We start from the raw sequence: 22,105 nt of genomic DNA on the forward strand, positions 1-22,105 counted from the left end.
CTCGTCGCCGATGATCGAGAACATTCTGCCGTCCGGGATCGCCGCCGCGGAGCTGCTGGAGTACCCGGAGGGGCTGCGCGCGCACCCCGCCGAGGAGCACCTCATCGCCAAGTCGGTGGAGAAGCGGAGGCGCGATTTCATCGGCGCGCGGCACTGCGCCAGGCAGGCGCTGGCCCAGCTGGGCGAGCCCGAGGTGCCGATCGGCAAGGGGGAGCGCGGCATGCCGCTCTTCCCGCGCGGGATCGTCGGCAGCCTGACGCACTGCGACGGCTACCGCGCCGCCGCGCTCGCACACGCGCTGCGCTTCCGCTCGGTCGGCATCGACGCCGAGCCGCACGCGGAGCTGCCCGACGGGGTGCTCGAGTCGGTCAGCCTGCCCGAGGAGCGGCAGTGGCTGCGGGAGACCGAGAGCCCGCTGCACCTGGACCGGCTGCTCTTCTGCGCCAAGGAGGCCACCTACAAGGCGTGGTTCCCGCTGACGCTGCGCTGGCTCGGCTTCGAGGACGCGCACATCACCTTCACCGTCGACGCCGCGGACGGCGACTCCGGCTCCGGAACTTTCCACACGAAGCTGCTGGTCCCCGGCGGCACCAACGACGGCGGCAGGCCGCTGCTCGACTTCGACGGCCGCTGGCAGGTCGCCGGCGGGCTGATCCTGACCGCGATCGCGACCGCCTGATGGACGCGCTCGGCGGACTGCTGATCGTCGACAAGGATCCCGGCATGACCAGCCACGACGTGGTCGGCAGGTGCCGGAGGATCCTCGGCACGCGCAAGATCGGGCACGCGGGCACGCTGGACCCGATGGCGACCGGGGTGCTGGTGCTCGGGGTGGAGCGGGCCACCAAGTTGCTCGGGTTGCTGACGCTCACTACCAAGGAGTACTCGGCGGTCATCCGGCTCGGGGCGAGCACCACGACCGACGACGCCGAGGGTGAGGTGCTCGCCACGGCGCCCGCCGGGCACGTCACCGACGCGGCCGTCGCGGCGGGGGTGGCCGAGTTGACCGGGGATATCCAGCAGGTACCGGCGACGGTCAGTGCGATCAAGATCGATGGGGAGCGGGCGTACGCCCGGCATCGAGCCGGGGAGGAGGTGCGGCTCGCGGCGCGGCCGGTCACCGTCTCGCGGTTCGCGGTGCTCGCGCGGCACGATCGGGGGGAGTTCGTGGATCTCGAGGTCGAGGTGGAGTGCTCGTCCGGGACCTACATCCGGGCGCTGGCCCGTGATCTCGGCGCCGCGCTCGGGGTCGGGGGGCACCTGACCGCGCTGCGGCGCACGCGGGTCGGGCCGTTCACCCTCGAGCACGCGCGCACCCTCGAGGCGCTCGCCGAGTCGCCCGCGCTCTCGCTGCCCATGGACGAGGCCGTTCGCGCGGCCTTCCCGCTGCGCGATATCGACCCGACGCAGGCGGAGGATCTGCGCAACGGACGGTGGCTGGAGCCCGTCGGGCGGGACGACGTGTACGCCGCGGTCGATCCCGAGGGGAAGGCTATCGCGTTGCTTCGGGAGAGCGGGAAGCGCGCGGCATCGGTGATGGTGGTGCGTCCGGCGGGGTTCTGACCGCCGAATCGCCGAGCAGCGGGGTGAGGGCGCCGAGCAGGGCGCCGGTGCTCACCGCGTGCATGTCGGCGCGGGTGAGGGTTCCGTGCTCGAGCCAGTCGACAGTGAGCACCCGGACGAAGGTGAGCCAGGCGCCGATCACCGACTCGGCGGCGGCCCGGCGCGCTTCGGGCAGCCCGAGCTCGTCGAGCATGCGTCGGCGCAGCTCGCCGAGTTCGCCCGCGATGATGCCCTGAACGGTCGGGTCCGCGGCGAGCACCTTGTTCGCCGCGAGCACGGCGTGCGGATTCGCCTCGAAGTAGTCCAGGTGCGTGTCCAGCGCGGCCGAGATCTGCTCCGGCACGGGAAGTTCGGGGTCGAACGAGGAATCGACAAGCAGCCGCGCCGCGGCCTGCTCGTAGACGGCGACGAAGAGGTCCCGCTTGGCGGGGAAGTGCCGGTAGAGCAGCGCGCGCGAGATCCCCGCGGCGGCGGCGACCTCCTCCATCAGCACCGCCTCGTACGGCCGGTCGGCGAAGAGGCCCGCTCCCGCTTCGACGATCTGGGCGCGGCGCTGCTCCGGGGTCAGACGACGGCGAACCATACCGGCAGCTTAGTTGACGCGCGTCTACCCGAGCGTCATAGTAGACAGACGTCTACTAACCTCGGGAGGGAATCATGGGGTCGTCGGTACTGCGCTGGCTGGCACTGGTCATGGGGGCGGTGTGCACGCTCATCGGGCTGTCGCACGTGGCATTCGGCGAGGCCGTGTTCCCGGACATGGGCGCGCCCGGCGCCACCGCGGACAGCCAGGCCCGCTTCTTCGGCGCCGTCTTCGCCGGCTACGGCCTGGCCTGGATCCTGGCCGCCCGGCGTACCCCGATCCCGGCGACCGCGATTCGGCTCCTGGCGGGCATCATGCTGCTCGGCGCGGTGGGCCGGTTCCTCTCCATCGCCGTGCACGGCCTGCCGCACCCGTTCGCGCTCGCGCTCACCGCGCTCGAGGTCCTGCTGCCGCTGGTCTACCTGGCGCTCGCCGACGCCGACGAGAAGAAGCGGGTCACGAGCTGATCCGTGGGCGCAACCGCTCGACCGCGTCGGTCATGTGCTCGACCAGCAGCTTCCGTGCCCGCTCCGGCGCACCGGCGGCGACCGCCTCGCGCAGCCCGACGTGCTCGCGCGCCTGCTCGCGCAGGTCCGGGTAGGTGGTCTGCAGCGCGCCGAGGCACATCCGGGTCTCGATCAGCAGGGTGCGGGCCGCGCGCACCAGCCGCGGGCTGCCCGAGCTCTGCACCAGCGCCTCGTGGAACGCCTGGTCGGCGTCGGAGACGCCGGCCGCGTCCCCGGCCTCGGCCCTGGCCGTCATCTCGGCGACGCTCGGCGCCAGGGCCGCGGCGGCGAGCTCCCTGCGACCGTCCAGGATCAGCTCCAGCGCACCGCCCTCGAGCGCGGTTCGGGCCCGGTAGATGTCGACCACGTCGTCGAAGGCGAGCTCGATGACGAAGATGCCGCGGTGCCGGATGCTGTGCAGCAGCCCCTCGGAGACCAGCCGCTGCATGGCCTCGCGCACCGGCCCCCTGCTCACCGCGAACTGTGCCGCGAGATCGGCCTCGCCCAGCTGCGCGCCGGGCGCGAGACTGCCACGCATGATGGCGTCCCGGAGCCGGTCCGCGATCATCTCGGCGGTCGACTTCCGGTTCACCGGCTGGAAGAAGACGTCGCGCTGGGCGACAGGATGCTCGATACCCGGGAAACTGAAATCCACTGCGGCCCCTCTGCCAGCGCGCTTCCGACGATCGGTGCGGCGACACCCGATCGGATTGTTGACAATCATACGATGCGATCCTACGGTGTCAACGTGGACAAGGCCCCTGTGATCACCATCCTGCACGGCGGCCGCCCGCCCGAGCCGGGTGCGCTCGCCCGGGTCGCCGAGCGCGCCGAGCTGCGCTGGACGGACGCCGCCGGGCTTCCCGCGGCGCTGCCCGGGACCGACGTGCTCTTCGTGCTCGACTTCGGCACCGACGCACTGCCCGCCGCCTGGCCGCGGGAGAATCCGCCGCGCTGGGTGCACATGGGCTCGACCGGCGTTGACGCGGCGATGTTCCCGGCGCTGATCTCGAGCGACGTGGTGGTGACCAATACCCGCGGGGTCTTCGACGCGGCCATCGCCGAGTACGTACTCGGCCAGATCATCGGCTTCGCCAAGGATTTCGGCGGCGCGCTGCTCCGGCAGCACCGGCGCGAGTGGGAGCACCGGGAGACCGAGCGGGTCGCGGGCGCCTCGGTGCTGATCGTCGGCACCGGCGGGATCGGCCGGGCCATCGCGCGGCTGCTGCGCGCGGTCGGCATGCGGGTCTCGGCCATCGGCAGGCGGGAGCGCACCGGCGACCCGGATTTCGGCACGGTCGGCACCGACCTGCGCGCCGAGCTGCCGCACGCCGACTACGTGGTTGCGGTCGCGCCGCTCACCGAGCGGACCAGGCACCTGTTCGACGCCGCCGCCTTCGCCGCGATGAAGCCGCACGCGCGCTTCGTCAATGTCGGCCGCGGCGAGCTGGTGGTGACCGGCGCGCTGGTCGACGCGCTGCGCACCGGCGCGATCGCGGGCGCCGCGCTGGACGTGGTCGATCCGGAGCCGCTGCCTGCGGAGCACCCGCTCTGGACGCTGCCCGGTGTCCGGATCACCCCGCACAACTCCGGGGATTGGGTCGGCTGGAGCGGGGCAATCCTGTCCGCGTTCGCCGACAACTTCGACAACTGGGTCGCCGGGCGGCCCCTGCGCAATGTGGTCGACAAGCAACTCGGGTACGTGCCCGGCTGAAGGAGCCCCCTCGATGAGCAACCCCGAGAACACCACCCCGGCCGACCCCGCCGCCATGACCGCCGCGCAGCTGGTCGCGGCGTACGCGGCGGGCACGCTCTCGCCGGTGGAGGCGACCGAGGCCGTGCTGGCGGTCGTCGCCGACCGGGATCCGGTGGTGAACGCCTTCTGTCTGGTCGATCCGGACCGGGCGCTGGTGCAGGCCAAGGACTCGCAGGAGCGCTGGCACGCCGGCCGCGCGCGCGGGCTGCTCGACGGCGTCCCGGTCTCGATCAAGGACATCTTCCTCACCGAGGACTGGCCGACCCGGCGCGGCTCCACCTCGGTGGACCCGGCCGGGCCGTGGACGGTGGACAGCCCGGTCACCGCGCGGATGCGCGCGGACGGCATGGTGTTCCTCGGCAAGACCACCACGCCGGAGATCGCCTGGAAGGCGGTGACGGACAGCGCGCTGACCGGGATCACGCGGAATCCCGTCGCGCCGAGCACCACCGCGGGCGGGTCGTCCGGGGGAAGCGCGGCGGCGGTCGCGGCCGGGATGGGGCCGGTCTCGGTCGGCACCGACGGTGGGGGGAGCATCCGGATTCCGGCGGCGTTCTGCGGGATCGTCGGGTTCAAGCCGACGCACGGGCGGGTGCCGCTCTTCCCGGCCAGCCCGTTCGGGCCGCTCGCGCACGCCGGACCCATGACGCGCACGGTGGAAGATGCCGCGCTGCTGCTCGACATCCTCGCGCTGCCCGACCCGCGCGACCCCACCGCGCTCGCCCCCGCGCTCGCCGCCTTCCGCGACGAGGTGCACCGGGACGTGCGCGGGTCGCGGGTCGCGTGGTCGCCGGATCTCGGCTTCGCCACCGTCGATCCCGAGGTCGCCGCGATCACCGAGGCGGCGGTGCGGCGCCTCGCCGCAGCCGGGCTCGCGGTGACCGCCGCCGACCCCGGCTTCGGCGACCCGCTGGACGCCTTCGAGATCCTGTGGGCGGCAGGGGCGGCGACCATGCTGGCCGGGTTCCCGGCGGGCAGCCGGGAGCGGGTCGATCCCGGGCTGGGTGCGGCCTGGGATCGGGGCGACGCCGTGAGCGCCGTCGAGTACCTGGAGGCGCGCAATGTCGCCGCGCAGCTCGGCATCGCCATGGGGACGTTCCATCGGGACCACGACGTCCTGATCACGCCGACCGTTCCCATCCCCGCCTTCGAGGCCGGACACGACGTGCCGCCGGGCAGCGGGCTGCGCGGCTGGCCCGAGTGGACCCCCTTCACCTACCCCTTCAACCTCACCCAGCAGCCCGCCATCAGCATCCCCGTCGGCCGCACCGCCACCGGGCTGCCCGTCGGCCTCCAGATCGTCGGCCCCCGCCACTCCGACGACCTCGTCCTGGCCGTAGCCCGCTACGCGGAGCAGGTTCTGGGCTGAGCCCCCGGGCTCGCCCGCCGGAGCGCGGCGTGCGCGTTTCGCCGAACGCGATACCGCGACAGCCGCATCCTGCCGAAGGCAAGAATCAGTCGAGCGCGGAGGCGGAGCCGACGCGGGCGATATTCACCGCGGCAACTCTGCCACTCGACGCACGAGCACGCCCCGCTCCTTGTCGTTACGGCACAACGCGATCGCATCCGCGAACTCGACCCGAGCCTCGGCATTCCGCCCGAGCCGCGCCAACAGCTCACCCCGCACATTGGGCACCAGATGCGAGCCCCGCAGCGCCCCTTCGCCGATCAGCTCATCGACCAGCGGAAGCGCGACCGCGGGCCCCCGCGCCATGGACACCGCCACCGCCCGGTTCAGCCGCACCACCGGCGAAGGAGAGATCCGCCCCAGCGCCTCGTACAGCACCACGATCCGCTCCCAGTCCGTCTCCTCGAAGGCCCGAGCCACGGCGTGACATTCGGCAATCGCCGCCTGCACCCCGTACGCCCCCAACCCGATCGCGGCCCCCCGCGCCAGCGCCGCCCGCCCACGGCGAATACCGTCCCGATCCCAGCGCCGCCGGTCCTGCCGCTCCAGCAGCACCGGCTCCCCGTCCGCCCCGACCCGCGCCGGGAACCGCGCCGCCGTCAACTCCAGCAGCGCGAGCAACCCGTGCGTCTCGGCCTGATCCGGCACCAGCCGGGCCAGCACCCGGGCCAGCCGCAGCGCCTCCGCCGCGAGATCGAGCCGGATCTGCGTTGCCCCCGAACTCGCCGACGACCCCTCGGTGAAGATCACGTACAGCACACCGAGCACCGACCCCAGCCGCTCCCGGCGCTGCTCCGGCGCGGGCACCTCGAACGGCACCCGCGCCGCGGCCAGCGTCTTCTTGGCCCTGGTGATCCGCGCCTGCACGGTCGCGGTCGGCACCAGGAACGCGGCGGCGATCTCGTCGCTGGTGAGCCCGCCGACCACGCGCAGCGTGAGCGCGATTCGCGCCTCCGCCGCGAGCATCGGGTGGCAGGCCACGAACATGAGCGCTAGCACGTCGTCGTCGATCCGGTCCGGATCCCACGGCTCCGGCTCCGGTGCGGCCGGCTCGGCACCGGTGGCGGCGCCGCCCTCGCCCAGCTCGCGGGCGAAGGCGGCGTACCGGTCATCGAGCGCGGAGTTGCGCCGGAAGGCGTCGATGGCGCGGCGCTTGCCCGCGGTCAGCAGCCATCCGGCCGGATCGCGCGGCACCCCGTCGCGCGGCCAGGCCACGAGTGCCTCGGCCAGCGCTTCCTGCGCGACATCCTCGGCCAGCGCGAACTCCCCGGTGTAGCGGGCGAGCGCGCCGACGATCCGCGCGGACTCGATCCGCCACACCGCGGCGACCGCCGCCCGCCCGGCCGCACCCCTCACAGCTGGCCGGTCGCCTCGCGCCAGGCGCGCTCCTTCTGGATCCACACGTTGTCCTGCGGGAACTCGCCGATCTCCGGCACCCGGCGGATCTCGGTCTTGAATCCGGGGCCGCCCGCGGGCAGCCGCTTCGCCCACTCCACGGCCTCCTCCTTGGAGGCCACGCTCAGGATGTAGTAGCCGCCGAACAGCTCCTTGGTCTCGCCGTACGGCCCGTCGGTGACCACCGGCGGGTCGGTGGAGTAGTCGATGACGACGCCATCGGCCGGATCCTCCAGCCCCTCCGCGGCGAGCAGCACCCCGGCCCGGATCAGCTCGTCGTTGAAGCGCCCGATCGTCTCCAGCATCTCGTTCATATCGACGGCGCCCATCGCCGCGTACGCCTCGTCGGTGGCGCGCATGATCAGCATGTACTTCATTCGTCCGTCTCCCTCGGTGTGCGGGTCCCGCTCGGACCCTCTCACCCCTTGGTCGAACGGGCCGCCCGCCGGATCGACACGGCACGAAACATTCTTCGAAGATTTTTCCGGCAGGCCGGTGTCACAGCTCGGCGAGCACCTCGGACCAGATGTCGAGCGCGTCCCGGATCTGCGCGTCGGTGACAACGAGCGGCGGGATCATCCGCACCACGTTCATGTGCGCGCCGCAGGTGAGCAGCAGCAGCCCCTTGGCGACCGCGGCCTGCTGTGCGGTGGAGGCCGTCGCCGGGTCGGGATCGCCGGTGGCCGTGGTGAACTCGCACCCGGCCAGCAGCCCGAGCCCGCGGACGTCGCCGATCTGCTTGGTCTGCTGCTCGCGCAGCCCGGCCAGCAGCTCGGCGCCGCGGTCGGCGGCGTTCTGCACCAGCCCCTCCGACTCGATGACGTCCAGCGTGGCGAGCGCGGCCGCGCAGGCCACCGCGTTGCCGCCGTAGGTGCCGCCCTGCGAACCGGGCCACGCCTTCGCCATGAGCTCGGCCGAGGCCGCGATCCCGGAGATGGGGAAGCCGCTGGCCAGCCCCTTGGCGATGGTGATCACGTCCGGCCGGACGTCGAAGTGCTGGTGCCCGAAGAACCTCCCGGTGCGGCCGAACCCGGTCTGGATCTCGTCGATCACCAGCAGGATGCCGTGCCGGTCGGCGCGCTCGCGCAGGCCGTGGAAGAACGCGGTGTTGCCGGGGATGTAACCGCCCTCGCCGAGCATCGGCTCCACGATGAAGGCGGCGGTCTCGGCGGGCGAGGTGAGCGTGGCGAGGATGTAGTCCAGCTCGCGCAGCGCGAAGGCGGTGGCCTCCTCCTCGCTCCAGCCGTACCGGAACGCGGTGGGGAAGGGGGCGACGTGCACGCCGGACATGAGCGGGCTGAACCCGGCCGAGAACCGGGTGCCCGAGGTGGTCATGGTGGCCGCGGCGACGGTGCGGCCGTGGAACCCGCCGTGGAAGACGACGACGTTCGGCCGTCCGGTGGCCTGCCGCACCAGCCGCAGCGACGCCTCCACCGCCTCGCTGCCGGAGTTGCTGTAGAAGAGCGTGTCCAGCCCGCTGGGCAGCACATCGCCGAGGCGCTCGGTGAGCTGCAGCAGCGGCTGGTGCATGACCGTTGTGTACTGGCCGTGGATCAGCTTCCCGACCTGCTCCTGCGCCGCCGCGACCACGCGCGGGTGGCAGTGCCCGGTGCTGGTGACCCCGATGCCCGCGGTGAAGTCCAGGTAGCGGCGGCCGTCGGTGGCGTAGAGGTAGCACCCCTCGCCCCGCTCGACCACGACGGGAGTGGCCTGCTTCAGCACCGGTGACAGCTGGGTCATGGGATCCGCCCTCCGTTGGAATCCGAAGATTGTCTGTTGTCGGATTGTTGACAATATGCCTACCATGACTCCGGCGGTTCCGACAAGGAAATGCCATCGCCACGCGAGAGGAGACGGGATGCCAACCCAGTCAGACGAGCGGGCCGCGCTGGACACCGTGCCGACGGGGCTGTTCATCGGCGGCAAATGGCGGGAGGGTGCGCGCACCTTCCCGGTCGTCGACCCGGCGACCGGCGCGACCATCGCCGAGGTGGCCGACGCGAGCGCCGAGGACGGCCTCGCCGCGCTGACCGCAGCCGCCGAGGCGCAGGCCGACTGGGCCGCGATCCCGCCGCGCGAGCGCAGCGACCTGCTCATGCGCGTGCACCGCGCGCTGCTCGCCGACGTCGACCGGCTCGGGCTGGTACTCACCCTGGAGATGGGCAAGCCGCTGGCCGAGGCGCGCGGCGAGATCGCCTACGCCGCCGAGTTCTTCCGCTGGTTCGCCGAGGAGGCGGTCCGGCTGGACGGCGGCTACATGCAGGCGCCGGCGGGCGGCTCGCGCTTCCTCGTGACCAAGCAGCCGGTGGGGCCGAGCCTGCTGATCACGCCCTGGAACTTCCCGATCGCCATGGGCGCCCGCAAGATCGCGCCCGCGCTCGCGGCGGGCTGCACCAGCGTGATCAAACCCGCCGAGCAGACGCCGCTCTCCATGCTGGCGCTCGCCGCGGTGCTGGAGCAGGCCGGGCTGCCCGCCGGGGTGGTCAACGTGGTCACCACCACCGACCCGGCCGCGGTGATCGAGCCGATGATCCGCGATCCGCGCTCCCGCAAGCTCTCCTTCACCGGCTCCACCGCGGTCGGCAAGACGCTGCTCGAGCAGTGCGCGGGCACCGTCATGCGCACCTCGATGGAGCTCGGCGGCAATGCCCCGCTGCTGGTCTTCGACGACGCCGACCTCGCCGAGGCGGTGGAGGGCGCGCTCGCCGCCAAGATGCGCAATATCGGGCAGGCCTGCACCGCCGCCAACCGGATCCTGGTGCAGCGCGGCGTCGCCGAGGAATTCGGCAGGCGGCTCGCCGAGCGGATGGCGGCGCTGCCGATCGGCCGCGGCACCGAGCCGGACGTGGTCGTCGGGCCGCTGATCGACACCGACGCCCTCGCCAAGGTGGAGCACCTGGTGGCCGATGCCGAGGAGCGCGGCGCCGAGGTGCTCACCGGCGGCGCGCGGCCGGACGGGCCGGGGAATTTCTACCCGGCCACCGTCCTGACCGGCGTGCCCGACGCGGCCGAGCTGTGTCACACCGAGATCTTCGGCCCGGTCGCCGCCATCGGCGTCTTCGACACCGAGGAGGAGGCGATCACCCGCGCCAACGACACCCCGTACGGCCTGGTCGCCTACGTCTTCACGGAGAACCTGCGGCGCGGGCTGCGGGTGTGCGAGGCGCTGGAGACCGGCATGGTCGGGCTGAACCAGGGCGTGGTGTCCAACCCGGCGGCGCCGTTCGGCGGCGTCAAGGAGTCCGGCCTCGGGCGTGAGGGCGGCTTCTCCGGGATCGACGAGTTCCTCGAGACCAAGTACATCGGAGTGCGGCTGTGAGCTATCGGATTGCCACCATCCCCGGCGACGGGATCGGGGTCGACGTGACGGTCGAGGCGGTGGCGGTGCTCGACGCCGTGCTGCCCGGGCTGGAGTGGACCGAGTTCGACTGGTCCTGCGAGAACTATCTGCGCACCGGCGCCATGATGCCGCCGGACGGGCCCGCCCGGCTCGCCGGGTTCGACGCGATCCTGCTCGGTGCCGTCGGGTTTCCCGGTGTGCCGGACCACATCTCGCTGTGGGGGTTGCTGATCCCGCTGCGGCGTGCTTTCGGTCAGTACGTGAACCTGCGGCCCGTGCAGCTGCTGCCAGGCACGGAATCCGCATTGCGCGGGCGGACCGCCGAGGACCTGGACATCCTCATCGTGCGGGAGAACTCCGAGGGGGAGTACTCCGAGATCGGGGGTACGCACAACCCGGGGCGGCCGGACGAATTCGTGCTGCAGGAGTCGGTGTTCACCCGGGTCGGCTGCGAGCGGATCATCAGGTACGCCTTCGACCGGGCCGCCGAGCGCGCCGGGAAGCTCTGCTCGGCCACCAAATCCAACGGGCTGATCCACTCCATGCCGTACTGGGACCGGATCTTCGACGAGGTGGCGCTCGAGTACCCCGGTGTCGAGACGAGGCACATGCACGTGGACGCGCTGGCCGCCGAGATCGTGCTGCACCCGGATCGGCTCGACGTGATCGTCGGCTCGAACCTCTTCGGCGACATCCTCTCCGACCTGGCCGCCGCGGTCACCGGTGGGCTCGGGCTCGCGCCCTCCGGCAATATCGACCCGACCCGCTCCGCGCCATCCATGTTCGAAGCTGTGCACGGGAGTGCGCCGGATATCGCTGGTCAGGGGATTGCCAACCCGGTCGCGCAGATCCTCGCCGGTGCCATGCTGCTGCGGCACCTCGGTGAAGAGGGGGCCGCCGGTGCCGTCGAACAGGCGGTGGACGAGGTACTCGGCGCCGGGGAGGTGCTCACCCCCGATCTCGGGGGTACCGCCACGACGGCCGAACTCGGGGCCGCCGTCGCCGATCGCGCTCGTCGGCTGGTGAGCGCGAAGTCGCTTCCGGCGTAGTGCCGCCCGCGGCCGCGCCGGGGATCGCACCTCCGGCGCGGCCGCGTGCGGGCGGATATCGCGTCCGCCTGCGGCGGCTCGACCGATTCTGCGCCAGCGGTCGGTGGACCGGCGCGCTCGTGTCGAGTCAGGAGCGCGATCACTCGAGTAACTGGAGCGCAGTACCTGCCGTCAGGTGGTTACCCAGATCGCTTCGGCGGCGGGCTGACCGAGATCGACCGGGGTCTCGGCGGTACCGATGCGGATCGCGATCGTGCCGGCGAAATCCCGGCGTTCGACGACCGCGATCACCGTGTCCAGCGCGATCCCCACCGAATCGAAGTACCGCAACATCTCCGGATCGGAATCCGAGATCCGCGCCACCCGCCCCGACTCACCCGCCGCGAACTCGCTCAGCGGCCGAGCCGGTGGCGTCGGCACGGCACCGTCCACCGACGGAATCGGATCACCGTGCGGATCCCGATCCGGATAGCCGAGCTTCGCGTCGATCCGCGCCATCAGCAGCTCCGAGACAGCGTGCTCGAGGATCTCCGCCTCGTCGTGCACCTCGTCCCACCCGTAGCCGAGCTCGCTCACCAGGAACGTCTCCAGCAGCCGATGCCTGCGCACCATGGCGATCGCCGCCCGCCGCCCGTCCTCGGTCAGCGTGATCGCGCCGTACCGCGCGTGCAGCACCAGCCCCTGATCGGCCAGCTTCCGCACCGCCTCGGAGACCGTCGACGCGGAGACCCCGATCCGCTCCGCCAACAGCTTCGTCGACACCTTCTCCGGCGACCACTCCTGCGCCGTCCAGATCACCTTCAGATAGTCCTGCGCGACCGAACTCAGCACCGGCGCCACCGTCGCGGCACCGTCCACCGCGGACTCCGGCGCGTCGGTCAGCTCGCGGCGGGTCGTGATGTCTCGTTTCCCGGGCACATTTCGAGCTTATGCACTCCGGGCGAGATACACACGACACACCGCACCCGGCAACCTCCGATTCACCGCCCCGACCACCGCTCGTGACCTCGAGCATGCCCGGCCCGGCCCGAATACGCATCGGCGCGCACAGTGCGTAGGCTGCGCACTGTGCTGAGATGGCGAAGTCTCGACGACGTGCCCGCGGACTGGGGACGCTGCGTGGTCACCATCGGTGTGTTCGACGGTGTGCACCGGGGCCACGCGCAACTCATCAGCAGGGCGGTGAAATCGGCCGCCGCGCGCGGCGTCCCCGCGGTGCTCATGACCTTCGACCCGCACCCCATGGAGGTCGTGCGCCCCGGCTCGCACCCGGCCCAGCTCACCACGCTCACCCGGCGCGCCGAACTCGCCGAGGAACTCGGCGTCGACGTGTTCTGCGTGATGCCCTTCACGCACGACTTCATGAAGCTCACCCCCTCCCGCTACGTGCACGACCTGCTGGTCGAACGGCTGCACGTCGCCGAGGTCGTGGTCGGCGACAACTTCACCTTCGGCAAGAAGGCCGCGGGCACCGTCGAGACCATGCGTGAACTCGGGCTGCGCTGGGGCTTCGAGGTCGACGCCGCCACCCTGCTCGGCGAACAGAGCGTCACCTACTCCTCCACCTACATCCGCGCCTGCGTCGACGCGGGCGACATGGCCAGCGCCACCGAGGCGCTCGGGCGGCCGCACCGGGTCGAAGGCGTCGTCGTGCACGGCGACGGCCGCGGCCGCACCCTCGGCTACCCGACCGCCAACGTCGCCCCGCCGATGCACGCCGCCATCCCCGCCGACGGCGTCTACGCCGGCTGGTTCACCGTGCTCGGGCCCGGCCCGACCATCGACACCGTTGCCCCCGGGCAGCGCGCCATGGCCGCCATCTCGGTCGGCACCAACCCCACCTTCTCCGGGCGCGCGCGCACCGTCGAGGCGTACGTGCTCGACCGCGAGGCCGACCTCTACGGGCAGCACGTCGCCGTCGACTTCGTCCAGCACCTGCGCGGGATGCGCAAATTCGACTCCGTCGACGAGCTGGTCGACGCCATGGCGGGCGACGTCGACGCCGCCAGGGCGGTGCTCGCCCGCGGGTGAGGCTCCGGTAAGGTGGCTCCTCGGGTTTGCTGCGGTCCGCGGCGGCGCCCGGCCGGGGGTTCCCGGACTCCATCCGCGCGGAACTGAGAAACAGGAGTGCGTCGCCGCATGGCATTGACCACCGAACAGAAGTCCGCCATCCTCGCCGAGTACGGCCTGCACGAGAAGGACACCGGCTCGCCGGAGGCCCAGATCGCGATGCTGTCGAAGCGGATCGCCGACATCACCGAGCACCTCAAGAAGCACAAGCACGACCACCACACCCGGCACGGGCTGATGGCGCTCATCGGGCGTCGCAAGCGGCTGTCGAAGTACCTGGCGGACAACGACATCGCGCGTTACCGCTCGCTCATCGAGCGACTCGGCCTGCGTAGGTAATTTCGGCGCGCGGGTTCGCGGCCCCCAAGGCTCGCCCCCGACGGGGGCGGGTCGGTGGGGGATCTTGTTGCTCGGGCGATACCGAGGGGTTCGCTGCAGGCGCTTCTCACTACCCGTATCTGTACCTGCGCTGCTGCGCCCCGCAGGACGGGGTTCGGGGCGCTCGCCCCGTGGTGGTTCGGGGGCGCTGCGCCCCCGAGAGAATATTCTCTTCCTCCCCGGCGCGCCGGAAAGGCCCTGTGACCAGCGCTGGGCGCTGAAGGCCGGGGGTTCCGGGGGATTTACCCGCGGGTAGACGTACAATCTGGACGTTGGCTCCTCTGTGGCAGCGAGACCGAATCTCGCGCCCGGACAACTACGGCAACAGCCGGACGCACCCGCCTCGTGGCGTCGGTCTTCGGTAGTGGCCTCCCGGCACGGCAGGGAAACCGTCCGGCGGGCTTCGATCGATGACCGCCTCCGCGTCGCCGCTCCCAAGGGGGAACGGCCGGGTGCGCGCGTTGCGCAGCACGAGGCTGCCGCGTGTCCGTGTCCGGAACGGCTGACGAAATGCCGGGTCGCGCCCGACGGGCGCTGGATCCGGCGAAGACGAGAGGTTGAACAGAACATATGACCGACACCATCGAACGTAACTCCACGGCCGTCGAGGTCGAGCCCGGCGTGTTCGAGTCCGTCGCGCTGATCGACAACGGCGCCTACGGCACCCGCACGATCCGCTTCGAGACCGGCCGGCTGGCCCGGCAGGCGGCAGGCGCGGTCGCCGCCTACCTGGACGACGAGACGATGCTGCTCTCCGCCACCTCGGCGGGCAAGGCACCCAAGGACCACTTCGACTTCTTCCCGCTGACGGTGGACGTCGAGGAGCGGATGTACGCCGCCGGCCGCATCCCGGGCTCCTTCTTCCGGCGCGAGGGCAGGCCCTCCACCGACGCGATCCTCACCTGCCGCCTGATCGACCGGCCGCTGCGCCCCTCCTTCGTCGACGGGCTGCGCAACGAGATCCAGGTGGTCGTCACCATCCTGAGCCTCGACCCGAACGACCTGTACGACGTGGTCGCGATCAACGCCGCCTCCGCCTCGACCCAGATCGCCGGGCTTCCGTTCTCCGGGCCGGTCGGCGGCGTCCGGGTCGCGCTGCTGCAGGACCCCGCCGTCGGCGGCGCCCAGCAGTGGGTCGCCTTCCCGACCGTCGAGCAGCTCGAGCACGCCGTCTTCGACATGGTCGTGGCCGGCCGCGTCGTCGACTCCGGTGACGTCGCCATCATGATGGTCGAGGCCGAGGCGACCACGAACGTGGTCGCGCTGGTCGACGCAGGCGCGCAGGCGCCGACCGAGGCCGTCGTGGCCGAGGGGCTGGAGGCCGCCAAGCCGTTCATCGCCCGGCTGGTCCGCGCGCAGGCCGACCTGGCCGCGCTGGCCGCCAAGCCGACCGGCGAGTTCCCGCTCTTCCCGCCGTACGGCGACGACGTCTTCGCCGCCGTCGAGAATGCCGCGGGCGCGCAGCTCGGCGAGGCGCTCGGCATCGCGGGCAAGCAGGAGCGCGAGGAGAAGATCGACTCGATCAAGCTCACCGTGCTCGACCAGCTCGGCGAGACCTTCGCCGGCCGGGAGAAGGAGCTGGGCGCCGCCTTCCGCTCGCTCACCAAGAAGCTGGTGCGCAAGCGCATCCTGACCGACAGCTTCCGGATCGACGGCCGCGGCCTCGCCGACATCCGCGCGCTCTCCGCCGAGGTCGCCGTGATCCCGCGGGCGCACGGCTCCGCGCTGTTCGAGCGCGGCGAGACCCAGATCATGGGCGTCACCACGCTGGACATGGTGAAGATGGCGCAGCAGGTCGACTCGCTCGGCCCGGAGACCAGCAAGCGCTACATGCACCACTACAACTTCCCGCCGTACTCCACCGGTGAGACCGGCCGGGTCGGCTCGCCCAAGCGGCGCGAGATCGGCCACGGCGCGCTCGCCGAGCGCGCCCTGCTGCCGGTGCTGCCCAGCCAGGAGGAGTTCCCCTACGCCATCCGGCAGGTCTCCGAGGCGCTGAGCTCCAACGGCTCCACCTCGATGGGCTCGGTCTGCGCCTCGACGCTCTCGCTGCTGAACGCGGGCGTGCCGCTCAAGGCGCCGGTCGCGGGCATCGCGATGGGGCTGGTCTCGGACACCGTCACCGGCGCCGACGGCACCGACGAGGTGCGCTACGTCGCGCTCACCGACATCCTCGGCGCCGAGGATGCCTTCGGCGACATGGACTTCAAGGTCGCGGGCACCCGTGACTTCGTCACCGCGCTGCAGCTCGACACCAAGCTGGACGGCATCCCCTCGCAGGTGCTCGCCGGGGCGCTGGCGCAGGCGCACGACGCCCGCACCACGATCCTCGACGTGATGGCCGAGGCCATCACCAGCCCGGACGAGATGAGCCCGTACGCCCCGCGCGTCACCGCGATCAAGATCCCGGTGGACAAGATCGGCGAGGTGATCGGCCCCAAGGGCAAGGTCATCAACCAGATCACCGAGGAGACCGGCGCCAACATCTCCATCGAGGACGACGGCACCGTCTTCGTCGGTGCGACCGACGGCCCGTCGGCGCAGGCCGCGATCGACCTGATCAACGCCATCGCCAACCCGCAGCTGCCGAAGGTCGGCGAGCGCTTCCTCGGCACGGTCGTGAAGACCACCGCCTTCGGTGCGTTCGTCTCGTTGCTGCCCGGCCGCGACGGGCTGGTGCACATCTCCAAGCTGGGCAACGGCAAGCGCGTCGCCAAGGTCGAGGACGTGGTCAACGTCGGCGACAAGCTGCGCGTCGAGATCGCCGATATCGACAACCGCGGCAAGATCTCGCTGGTCCCGGTCGAGGACACCACCGAAGCCGCGGCCCCCGAGGCCGCCGCCGCCGAAAGCGAGTAGACACGGTATCTGTGAGTACCGAGAACACGACGGCCCCTCTGCTCCGCGGTGAGCAGGGGGGTTCGTCGCTCCGAACCGTCACCGCCGAGCAACTCGGCTCGGACAGCGGGGTCCGCCGCACCGAGCTGCCCGGCGGGCTGCGCATCGTCACCGAGCACGTGCCCGGCGTGCGCTCCGCCTCCGTCGGCGTCTGGGTCGGCGTCGGCTCCAGGGACGAGGGCCCCGGCGTCGCCGGCGCCGCGCACTTCCTGGAGCACCTGCTCTTCAAGGCCACCCCGACCCGCAGCGCGCTGGACATCGCGCAGTCCATGGACGCCGTCGGCGGCGAGCTGAACGCCTTCACCGCCAAGGAACAGACCTGCTACTACGCGCACGTGATCGACGAGGACCTGCCGCTCGCGGTCGAACTCGTCTCCGACGTGGTGCTGAACGGGCTGTGCCGGGCCGCCGACGTCGAGGTCGAGCGGCAGGTGGTGCTCGAGGAGATCGCCATGCGCGACGACGACCCGGAGGACCTGGTCGGCGACGCCTTCCTCACCGCGCTCTTCGGCGAGCACCCGATCGGGCGCCCCGTCATCGGCTCGGTGGAGTCCATCGAGGCCATGCGCTCCACCCAGCTGCGCTCCTTCCACCAGCGCCGCTACCGGCCGGAGCGGATGGTCGTCGCGGTGGCGGGCAATATCGAGCACGAGCACACGGTCGAGCTGGTGCAGCGGGCCTTCGCGCACCGGCTCGACCCGGCCGCCGGACCCGCGCCCCGGCGGGAGGGCCGCTTCCGCACCCGCACCACGCCCACCCTGCACTGGAGCAACCGGGACAGCGAGCAATCGCACCTGGCCTTCGGCGTGCGCGCCTACGGCAGGCACGAGGGGGACAAGCGCTGGCCGCTCTCGGTGCTCAACACCGTGGTCGGCGGCGGGCTGAGCTCGCGGCTCTTCCAGGCCATCCGGGAGGAGCGCGGGCTGGCCTACTCGGTCTACTCCGGGGTCGACACCTTCGCCGACACCGGCGCCTTCTCGGTCGCGCTCGGCTGCCAGCCGGAGAACCTCGGCACCGTCGCCGCGCTGGCCCGCGGCGTGCTCGAGGACGTGGCGGCGAACGGCATCACCGATGCCGAGTGCGCGCGGGCCAAGGGGTCGCTGCGCGGCGGGCTCGTCCTCGGCCTGGAGGACTCCGGCTCCCGGATGAACCGGATCGGGCGCAGCGAGCTCAACTACGGCAACCACCGCAGCGTCTCCGAGACGCTGGCGCGGATCGACGCGGTCACCACCGAGCAGGTCGACGCCGTCGCCCGCACCCTGCTCGCCCGGCCCATGGGCGCCGCCGTCGCCGGGCCGTATCGCCGGACCCGCGATCTTCCGGTCGCGGTGCGGAGGTTGGTGGAGAACTAGGGACGTGCCACCGCGGCCGCGGTAGGGGTCCGGTCGCGCAGCGGATCGCTCGGCGCGCGGTCGGCCGTGTGGGCGGGCCGCCCGGTGTGGCGCAGGCGCGTGTCGTCGTCGTTGCGGGCGTTGTCAGCCCACGAAGAGCGGGCGGTCGGGTTCGGGGAGCCAGCAGGAGGCCGCGGTGTCGGCGTTGTAGTGCGCGCGGCAGTGGGCGAGCAGCTCGGTGAGGTCTGGGTGCGGGTCTTCGGCGTCCCACAGCAGGGCGTGCGGGTAGGCGGGGGCCGGGTCGACCACCCGGACCCGCCGCAGCTCCGGGTGGTAGGGCGTGTCGAAGTCGTCGCCGTTGAAGGTGCAGAGCGCGTCCGAGGCGGCGATCCGCTCGATCATGCGCCCGATTCCCGAGCCCGGCTCGGGGCGCGCGGTGTCGATCGCGATATTCGCGAAGTCGCCGAGGTCACGGTAGAAGTCCGCCCATTCGGATGGCACCGCCGCGCCGGGCACCCACACCGAGGTGCCCGCCAGCTCGGCGAGCGGTACCGCGTTCCGGCCTGCCAGCGGATGCCGCCGCCCGACCAGCAGGTGCAGCGGCTCCAGCAGCGCGGGCGCCGCCGCGATGTGTGCGGGCAGCGGGCGCGGTCCGCCGTGCGCCCTGGCGAAGGCGGCGTCCGCGCGCTCGCTCAGCAGCGCGTCCCGCGAGGTCACGACGGCATCGCCGACCACGATCTCGGTCTCCGCGCCGGGATGCCGATCCAGGAAGAAGCGCAGCGAGCGCACGGCCGCCTGTCGCTCGCCGAGCACCGCCACCCGCAGCGGCCGCGGGAAGGCGCGCACCGCCGCCACCGTCTCGTCGGCCAGCGCCAGCAGCGCCCGCGCCCGCGGCAGGAAGCGGGCGCCCGCCGCCGTCGGCAGCACCCCGGTACGGGTCCGCTCGAACAGCGAGATGCCGAGCACCGCCTCCAGTTTCGCGATCCGCTTGGAGACCGCCTGCTGGCTGATGCCGAGTTCGCCCGCGGCGAGCGTGAGCTGCCCGTGCTCGGCCACCGCGAGAAAGCCGCGCACCGCGGCCAGGTCGAGATCGGGCCGGATCACCGAGCATCGAGGTTGGCGGCCCGGACGACCGCGGGCAGCAGCCCGGGCAGCGCGGTGTCGAGTTCGCGGCGGCGCAGCCGCTGGCAGGTGTTCCCCGCGACGGTGACCCGCTCGATCACCCCCGCCTCGCGCAGGATCTTGAAGTGGTGCGTGGCGGTGGACTTGTTGATCGCGTCGTAGAGCGCCGCACACCGCACCGGGCCGTCGGCATTGGCCAGCCGCCGCACCATCTCCAGCCGGACCGGATCCTGTAGCGCGCCGAGCACGGCGGACAGCGGCGCCACCGGCGCGGACACTTCGCTCATGAGCTTCCTCACTCAGGTTTGATGGTTATCGTACCCGGGTCGTAGGGTCGAGTGCGGTTCGACAACCATCAAACCTATCGGGACAGGAGCCGCGATGACCGCCACCCTCGCCCAGCCGGCGGCGCAGCGCTGGGCCTATCCGCTCGTCCTGGTCGCGACCGGGGTCGCGCTCGGGGTCTCCGGGGCGCCCGCCCCGCTCTACGGGCTCTACGAGGCCGAGTGGAACCTGTCACCGCTCACCACCACGATCATCTTCGCGGTGTACGCGGTCGCGGCGCTGGCCGCGGTGCTGGTCACCGGCCGGATCTCCGACGTGCTCGGCCGCAAGCCGGTGCTGCTCGGCGCATTCGGCACCATGATCGCGGGGCTGGTCGTCTTCGTTGCCGCCGACTCGGTGCCGATGCTGGTGCTCGCCCGCGCACTGCACGGCATGGCGGTCGGCGCCACCGTGGTGGCGGGCGCGGCCGCGCTGCTCGATCTGCGGCCGCACCGCGGCGCGCGCTCCGGGCAGCTCAGCGGGGTGGCGTTCAACGTCGGGATGGCGGTGACGATCCTCGGCTCGGCGCTGCTGGCCCAGTACGCGCCGTTCCCGCTGCGCACGCCGTACGTGGTGATCAGCGTGGTCTGCCTGGCCATCGCGGCCGGGGTGATCGCGCTGCGCGAGCCGCACGCGGCCCGGGTGGCGGGGCGGATCCGGATCGCGCGGCCGTCGGTGCCCGCCGAGATCCGCGGCGACTTCTGGTTCTCCGCGATCGGGGTGATGGCGGCCTGGTCGGTGCTCGGCGTGCTGCTCTCGCTCTACCCGTCGCTGGCCGCGCGCCAGACCGGCATCCACAACCTGGTCTTCGGCGGCGCGGTGGTGGCCGCGACCGCGCTCTCCGCCGCGCTCGTGCAGCTCGTGGCCACTCGCGTTCCGGCTCGGCGGGCCGCCGTCGTCGGCGATGTCGGCATGGCCTTCGCGCTGCTCGCGTTGATTCCGGCGCTGGCGACACACAGCTGGATCGCGGTGTTCCTGGCGGGGGTGTTCCTCGGCGGCACCTTCGGGCTCGGCTTCGGCGGCTCGCTGCGGCACCTCTCGGATGTGGTGCCGCAGCACCGGCGCGGTGAGACCATGTCGGCCTACTACCTGCTCGCCTATACCGCCATGGCGCTGCCGACGGTGCTGGCCGGCTGGGCCGCCAACAGCTGGGGGCTGAGCACGGTGTTCCCGTGGTTCGTCTCGGCCGCCGCCGTGGCCTGCCTCGTCGCCGCCGGGCTCGGCCTGCGCGGCCGCACCGCCGGGTAGCGTCGGCGCCATGAGGATCCGTGGAGCCGTCCTGGAGCGCATCGCCGCGCCCGCCCCGTTCGCCGAATCGGCGCCGCTCACCATCTCCGAGCTGGAGCTGGCCGAGCCCGGGCCGGGCGAGCTGCTGGTGCGGATCGAGGCGGCGGGGGTGTGCCACTCGGACCTCTCCGTGGTCGACGGCAATCGGGTGCGCCCGGTGCCGATGCTGCTCGGGCACGAGGCCGCCGGCCGGGTCGAGGCCGTCGGCGCAGGCGAGCCGGACATCGCCGTCGGGCAGCGCGTCGTCATGACCTTCCTGCCGCGCTGCGGCGACTGCGCGGGCTGTGCCGGCGAGGGCCGGACGCCGTGCATCCCGGGCAGCGCCGCGAACAACGCGGGCGAGCTGCTCGGCGGCGGCCGCAGGCTGCGCCGCGACGGCGCGGAGGTGCACCACCACCTCGGCGTCTCCGCCTTCGCCACGCACGCCGTGGTCGACCGCCGCTCGGTGGTCCCGGTCGACGACGACGTCCCGCCGGAGGTCGCCGCGGTGCTCGGCTGCGCGGTGCTCACCGGCGGCGGCGCGCTGCTCAACTCGGCGCCGCCCGCGCAGGGCGACCGGATCATGGTGGTCGGGCTCGGTGGCGTCGGGATGGCGGCGCTGCTGGTCGCGGCCTCGCTCGGGGTCGGCGAGGTGATCGCCGTCGACACCGTGCCGGACAAACTCGCGCTGGCCCGCGAGCTCGGCGCGACCGCCGCGCTCACCCCCGCCGAGGTGGCCGAGCGAGGTGTGCAGGCCGAGGTGGTGGTGGAGGCCGCCGGAAACATCCGCGCCTTCGAGACCGCGGTCGCCGCCACCGCGCCCGGCGGCACCACGGTCACCGTCGGGCTGCCTGCCCCTGACGCCCGCGCGAGCATCTCGCCGCTGGCGCTGGTGGCGCAGGGCCGCTCGATCGTCGGCAGCTATTTGGGCTCGGCGGTGCCCGCCAGGGACATCCCGGAGTACGTGCGGCTGTGGCGCGCGGGCAGGCTGCCGGTGGAGCGGCTGGTCTCCGCTCGGATCGGGCTGGAGCAGATCAACGCCGCCATGGACGAGCTGGCCGCGGGGAACGCGCTGCGCCAGGTGATCCTGTTCTGACGATAGGCTCACCCGTGTTC

21 protein-coding genes are annotated in these 22,105 nt (G+C 72.4%); 13 read left to right on the forward strand and 8 right to left on the reverse strand.

The window, feature by feature from the left end:
• Positions 1-10 precede the first annotated feature (10 nt).
• Together npt and truB are read left to right on the forward strand one after the other, a co-directional pair.
• Positions 11-679 carry a 4'-phosphopantetheinyl transferase Npt gene (gene npt / locus ACFO0B_RS08190; protein ID WP_378611721.1) on the forward strand — a complete coding sequence of 223 codons (669 nt, stop codon included), beginning with the start codon at positions 11-13 and terminating at the stop codon, positions 677-679.
• On the forward strand, positions 679-1,563 hold the full coding sequence (gene truB, locus ACFO0B_RS08195) for a tRNA pseudouridine(55) synthase TruB (protein ID WP_378611722.1): 885 nt from the start codon (positions 679-681) through the stop codon (positions 1,561-1,563). The genes npt and truB overlap by 1 nt, the downstream gene beginning before the upstream one ends.
• On the opposite strand, the gene ACFO0B_RS08200 is transcribed toward truB, so the two are convergent.
• Complete coding sequence (locus tag ACFO0B_RS08200; RefSeq protein ID WP_378611723.1) at positions 1,493-2,146, reverse strand: TetR/AcrR family transcriptional regulator; 654 nt, start codon at positions 2,144-2,146, stop codon at positions 1,493-1,495. The genes truB and ACFO0B_RS08200 overlap by 71 nt on opposite strands.
• Before the next feature lie 74 nt (positions 2,147-2,220).
• On the opposite strand from ACFO0B_RS08200, the gene ACFO0B_RS08205 reads away from it, so the two are divergent.
• Complete coding sequence (locus ACFO0B_RS08205; RefSeq protein WP_378611724.1) at positions 2,221-2,613, forward strand: DUF4345 domain-containing protein; 393 nt, start codon at positions 2,221-2,223, stop codon at positions 2,611-2,613.
• Here ACFO0B_RS08205 and ACFO0B_RS08210 read toward each other — a convergent pair.
• Positions 2,603-3,220 (reverse strand): GntR family transcriptional regulator, encoded by a 618-nt coding sequence (locus ACFO0B_RS08210; RefSeq protein ID WP_378611881.1) that lies wholly within the window; start codon positions 3,218-3,220, stop codon positions 2,603-2,605. The two genes, ACFO0B_RS08205 and ACFO0B_RS08210, sit on opposite strands and share 11 nt — an antisense overlap.
• Before the next feature lie 159 nt (positions 3,221-3,379).
• Between ACFO0B_RS08210 and ACFO0B_RS08215 the strand changes: the two genes are divergently transcribed.
• Positions 3,380-4,366, forward strand: a complete 987-nt coding sequence (locus ACFO0B_RS08215; RefSeq protein ID WP_378611725.1) for a D-2-hydroxyacid dehydrogenase — start codon at positions 3,380-3,382, stop codon at positions 4,364-4,366.
• A 13-nt stretch (positions 4,367-4,379) separates the two neighbouring features.
• On the forward strand, positions 4,380-5,777 hold the full coding sequence (locus ACFO0B_RS08220; protein ID WP_378611726.1) for an amidase: 1,398 nt from the start codon (positions 4,380-4,382) through the stop codon (positions 5,775-5,777).
• 123 nt (positions 5,778-5,900) lie between these two features.
• Here the strand turns inward: ACFO0B_RS08220 and ACFO0B_RS08225 are convergent, their stop codons facing one another.
• The 3 genes from ACFO0B_RS08225 to ACFO0B_RS08235 form a co-directional block, all read right to left on the reverse strand.
• Positions 5,901-7,196 carry an RNA polymerase sigma factor gene (locus ACFO0B_RS08225; protein ID WP_378611882.1) on the reverse strand — a complete coding sequence of 432 codons (1,296 nt, stop codon included), beginning with the start codon at positions 7,194-7,196 and terminating at the stop codon, positions 5,901-5,903.
• Complete coding sequence (locus ACFO0B_RS08230) at positions 7,169-7,588, reverse strand: YciI family protein (RefSeq protein ID WP_378611727.1); 420 nt, start codon at positions 7,586-7,588, stop codon at positions 7,169-7,171. The genes ACFO0B_RS08225 and ACFO0B_RS08230 overlap by 28 nt, the downstream gene beginning before the upstream one ends.
• A 121-nt stretch (positions 7,589-7,709) precedes the next feature.
• Positions 7,710-8,951, reverse strand: a complete 1,242-nt coding sequence (locus ACFO0B_RS08235) for an aspartate aminotransferase family protein (RefSeq protein WP_378611728.1) — start codon at positions 8,949-8,951, stop codon at positions 7,710-7,712.
• A gap of 118 nt (positions 8,952-9,069) precedes the next feature.
• On the opposite strand from ACFO0B_RS08235, the gene ACFO0B_RS08240 reads away from it, so the two are divergent.
• A complete protein-coding gene (locus ACFO0B_RS08240; protein ID WP_378611729.1) occupies positions 9,070-10,530 on the forward strand; it encodes an NAD-dependent succinate-semialdehyde dehydrogenase in 1,461 nt (486 codons plus the stop codon).
• Positions 10,527-11,600 carry a tartrate dehydrogenase gene (locus ACFO0B_RS08245; protein ID WP_378611730.1) on the forward strand — a complete coding sequence of 358 codons (1,074 nt, stop codon included), beginning with the start codon at positions 10,527-10,529 and terminating at the stop codon, positions 11,598-11,600. The genes ACFO0B_RS08240 and ACFO0B_RS08245 overlap by 4 nt, the downstream gene beginning before the upstream one ends.
• 171 nt (positions 11,601-11,771) lie before the next feature.
• Here the strand turns inward: ACFO0B_RS08245 and ACFO0B_RS08250 are convergent, their stop codons facing one another.
• The gene (locus ACFO0B_RS08250; RefSeq protein ID WP_378611883.1) at positions 11,772-12,440 is read right to left on the reverse strand and encodes a metal-dependent transcriptional regulator; all 669 of its coding nucleotides are present in this window, start codon (positions 12,438-12,440) and stop codon (positions 11,772-11,774) included.
• A 228-nt stretch (positions 12,441-12,668) separates the two neighbouring features.
• On the opposite strand from ACFO0B_RS08250, the gene ACFO0B_RS08255 reads away from it, so the two are divergent.
• The 4 genes from ACFO0B_RS08255 (at position 12,669) to ACFO0B_RS08270 (ending at position 18,298) form a co-directional block, all read left to right on the forward strand.
• The gene (locus ACFO0B_RS08255) at positions 12,669-13,631 is read left to right on the forward strand and encodes a bifunctional riboflavin kinase/FAD synthetase (RefSeq protein ID WP_378611731.1); all 963 of its coding nucleotides are present in this window, start codon (positions 12,669-12,671) and stop codon (positions 13,629-13,631) included.
• Between the two features lie 108 nt (positions 13,632-13,739).
• Positions 13,740-14,009: a 30S ribosomal protein S15 gene (gene rpsO, locus ACFO0B_RS08260; protein ID WP_233019610.1), complete on the forward strand. Its 270-nt coding sequence runs from the start codon at positions 13,740-13,742 to the stop codon at positions 14,007-14,009.
• A gap of 609 nt (positions 14,010-14,618) precedes the next feature.
• Entirely contained in the window at positions 14,619-16,907 is a 2,289-nt protein-coding gene (locus ACFO0B_RS08265) for a polyribonucleotide nucleotidyltransferase (RefSeq protein WP_378611732.1), read from the forward strand.
• Positions 16,908-17,032: 125 nt separating this feature from the next.
• On the forward strand, positions 17,033-18,298 hold the full coding sequence (locus tag ACFO0B_RS08270; RefSeq protein WP_378611884.1) for a M16 family metallopeptidase: 1,266 nt from the start codon (positions 17,033-17,035) through the stop codon (positions 18,296-18,298).
• 123 nt (positions 18,299-18,421) lie between these two features.
• On the opposite strand, the gene ACFO0B_RS08275 is transcribed toward ACFO0B_RS08270, so the two are convergent.
• Both ACFO0B_RS08275 and ACFO0B_RS08280 read right to left on the reverse strand, forming a co-directional pair.
• Positions 18,422-19,381 carry a LysR family transcriptional regulator gene (locus ACFO0B_RS08275; protein ID WP_378611733.1) on the reverse strand — a complete coding sequence of 320 codons (960 nt, stop codon included), beginning with the start codon at positions 19,379-19,381 and terminating at the stop codon, positions 18,422-18,424.
• Positions 19,378-19,686, reverse strand: a complete 309-nt coding sequence (locus ACFO0B_RS08280) for an ArsR/SmtB family transcription factor (RefSeq protein ID WP_378611734.1) — start codon at positions 19,684-19,686, stop codon at positions 19,378-19,380. Before ACFO0B_RS08280 ends, ACFO0B_RS08275 begins: the two co-directional genes overlap by 4 nt.
• A gap of 94 nt (positions 19,687-19,780) precedes the next feature.
• Here ACFO0B_RS08280 and ACFO0B_RS08285 point away from each other — a divergent pair, with 94 nt between their 5' ends.
• Together ACFO0B_RS08285 and ACFO0B_RS08290 are read left to right on the forward strand one after the other, a co-directional pair.
• Positions 19,781-20,971, forward strand: coding sequence for an MFS transporter (locus tag ACFO0B_RS08285; protein ID WP_378611735.1), 1,191 nt, complete (start codon positions 19,781-19,783; stop codon positions 20,969-20,971).
• 10 nt (positions 20,972-20,981) lie between these two features.
• On the forward strand, positions 20,982-22,085 hold the full coding sequence (locus ACFO0B_RS08290) for an alcohol dehydrogenase catalytic domain-containing protein (RefSeq protein WP_378611736.1): 1,104 nt from the start codon (positions 20,982-20,984) through the stop codon (positions 22,083-22,085).
• Positions 22,086-22,105: the final 20 nt, after the last annotated feature.

Source organism: Nocardia jiangsuensis (assembly GCF_042650385.1).
GTDB lineage: Bacteria > Actinomycetota > Actinomycetes > Mycobacteriales > Mycobacteriaceae > Nocardia > Nocardia jiangsuensis.

What these genes read in the sequence shown, in the direction of transcription:
- ACFO0B_RS08280 (WP_378611734.1), bottom strand. Translation starts at nt 19,686, where the DNA reads ATGAGCGAAGTGTCCGCGCCGGTGGCGCCGCTGTCCGCCGTGCTCGGC.
- truB (WP_378611722.1), top strand. Translation starts at nt 679, where the DNA reads ATGGACGCGCTCGGCGGACTGCTGATCGTCGACAAGGATCCCGGCATG.
- npt (WP_378611721.1), top strand. Translation starts at nt 11, where the DNA reads ATGATCGAGAACATTCTGCCGTCCGGGATCGCCGCCGCGGAGCTGCTG.
- ACFO0B_RS08290 (WP_378611736.1), top strand. Translation starts at nt 20,982, where the DNA reads ATGAGGATCCGTGGAGCCGTCCTGGAGCGCATCGCCGCGCCCGCCCCG.
- ACFO0B_RS08230 (WP_378611727.1), bottom strand. Translation starts at nt 7,588, where the DNA reads ATGAAGTACATGCTGATCATGCGCGCCACCGACGAGGCGTACGCGGCG.
- rpsO (WP_233019610.1), top strand. Translation starts at nt 13,740, where the DNA reads ATGGCATTGACCACCGAACAGAAGTCCGCCATCCTCGCCGAGTACGGC.
- ACFO0B_RS08285 (WP_378611735.1), top strand. Translation starts at nt 19,781, where the DNA reads ATGACCGCCACCCTCGCCCAGCCGGCGGCGCAGCGCTGGGCCTATCCG.
- ACFO0B_RS08210 (WP_378611881.1), bottom strand. Translation starts at nt 3,220, where the DNA reads ATGATCGCGGACCGGCTCCGGGACGCCATCATGCGTGGCAGTCTCGCG.
- ACFO0B_RS08205 (WP_378611724.1), top strand. Translation starts at nt 2,221, where the DNA reads ATGGGGTCGTCGGTACTGCGCTGGCTGGCACTGGTCATGGGGGCGGTG.
- ACFO0B_RS08200 (WP_378611723.1), bottom strand. Translation starts at nt 2,146, where the DNA reads ATGGTTCGCCGTCGTCTGACCCCGGAGCAGCGCCGCGCCCAGATCGTC.
- ACFO0B_RS08240 (WP_378611729.1), top strand. Translation starts at nt 9,070, where the DNA reads ATGCCAACCCAGTCAGACGAGCGGGCCGCGCTGGACACCGTGCCGACG.
- ACFO0B_RS08220 (WP_378611726.1), top strand. Translation starts at nt 4,380, where the DNA reads ATGAGCAACCCCGAGAACACCACCCCGGCCGACCCCGCCGCCATGACC.
- ACFO0B_RS08215 (WP_378611725.1), top strand. Translation starts at nt 3,380, where the DNA reads ATGCGATCCTACGGTGTCAACGTGGACAAGGCCCCTGTGATCACCATC.
- ACFO0B_RS08265 (WP_378611732.1), top strand. Translation starts at nt 14,619, where the DNA reads ATGACCGACACCATCGAACGTAACTCCACGGCCGTCGAGGTCGAGCCC.
- ACFO0B_RS08235 (WP_378611728.1), bottom strand. Translation starts at nt 8,951, where the DNA reads ATGACCCAGCTGTCACCGGTGCTGAAGCAGGCCACTCCCGTCGTGGTC.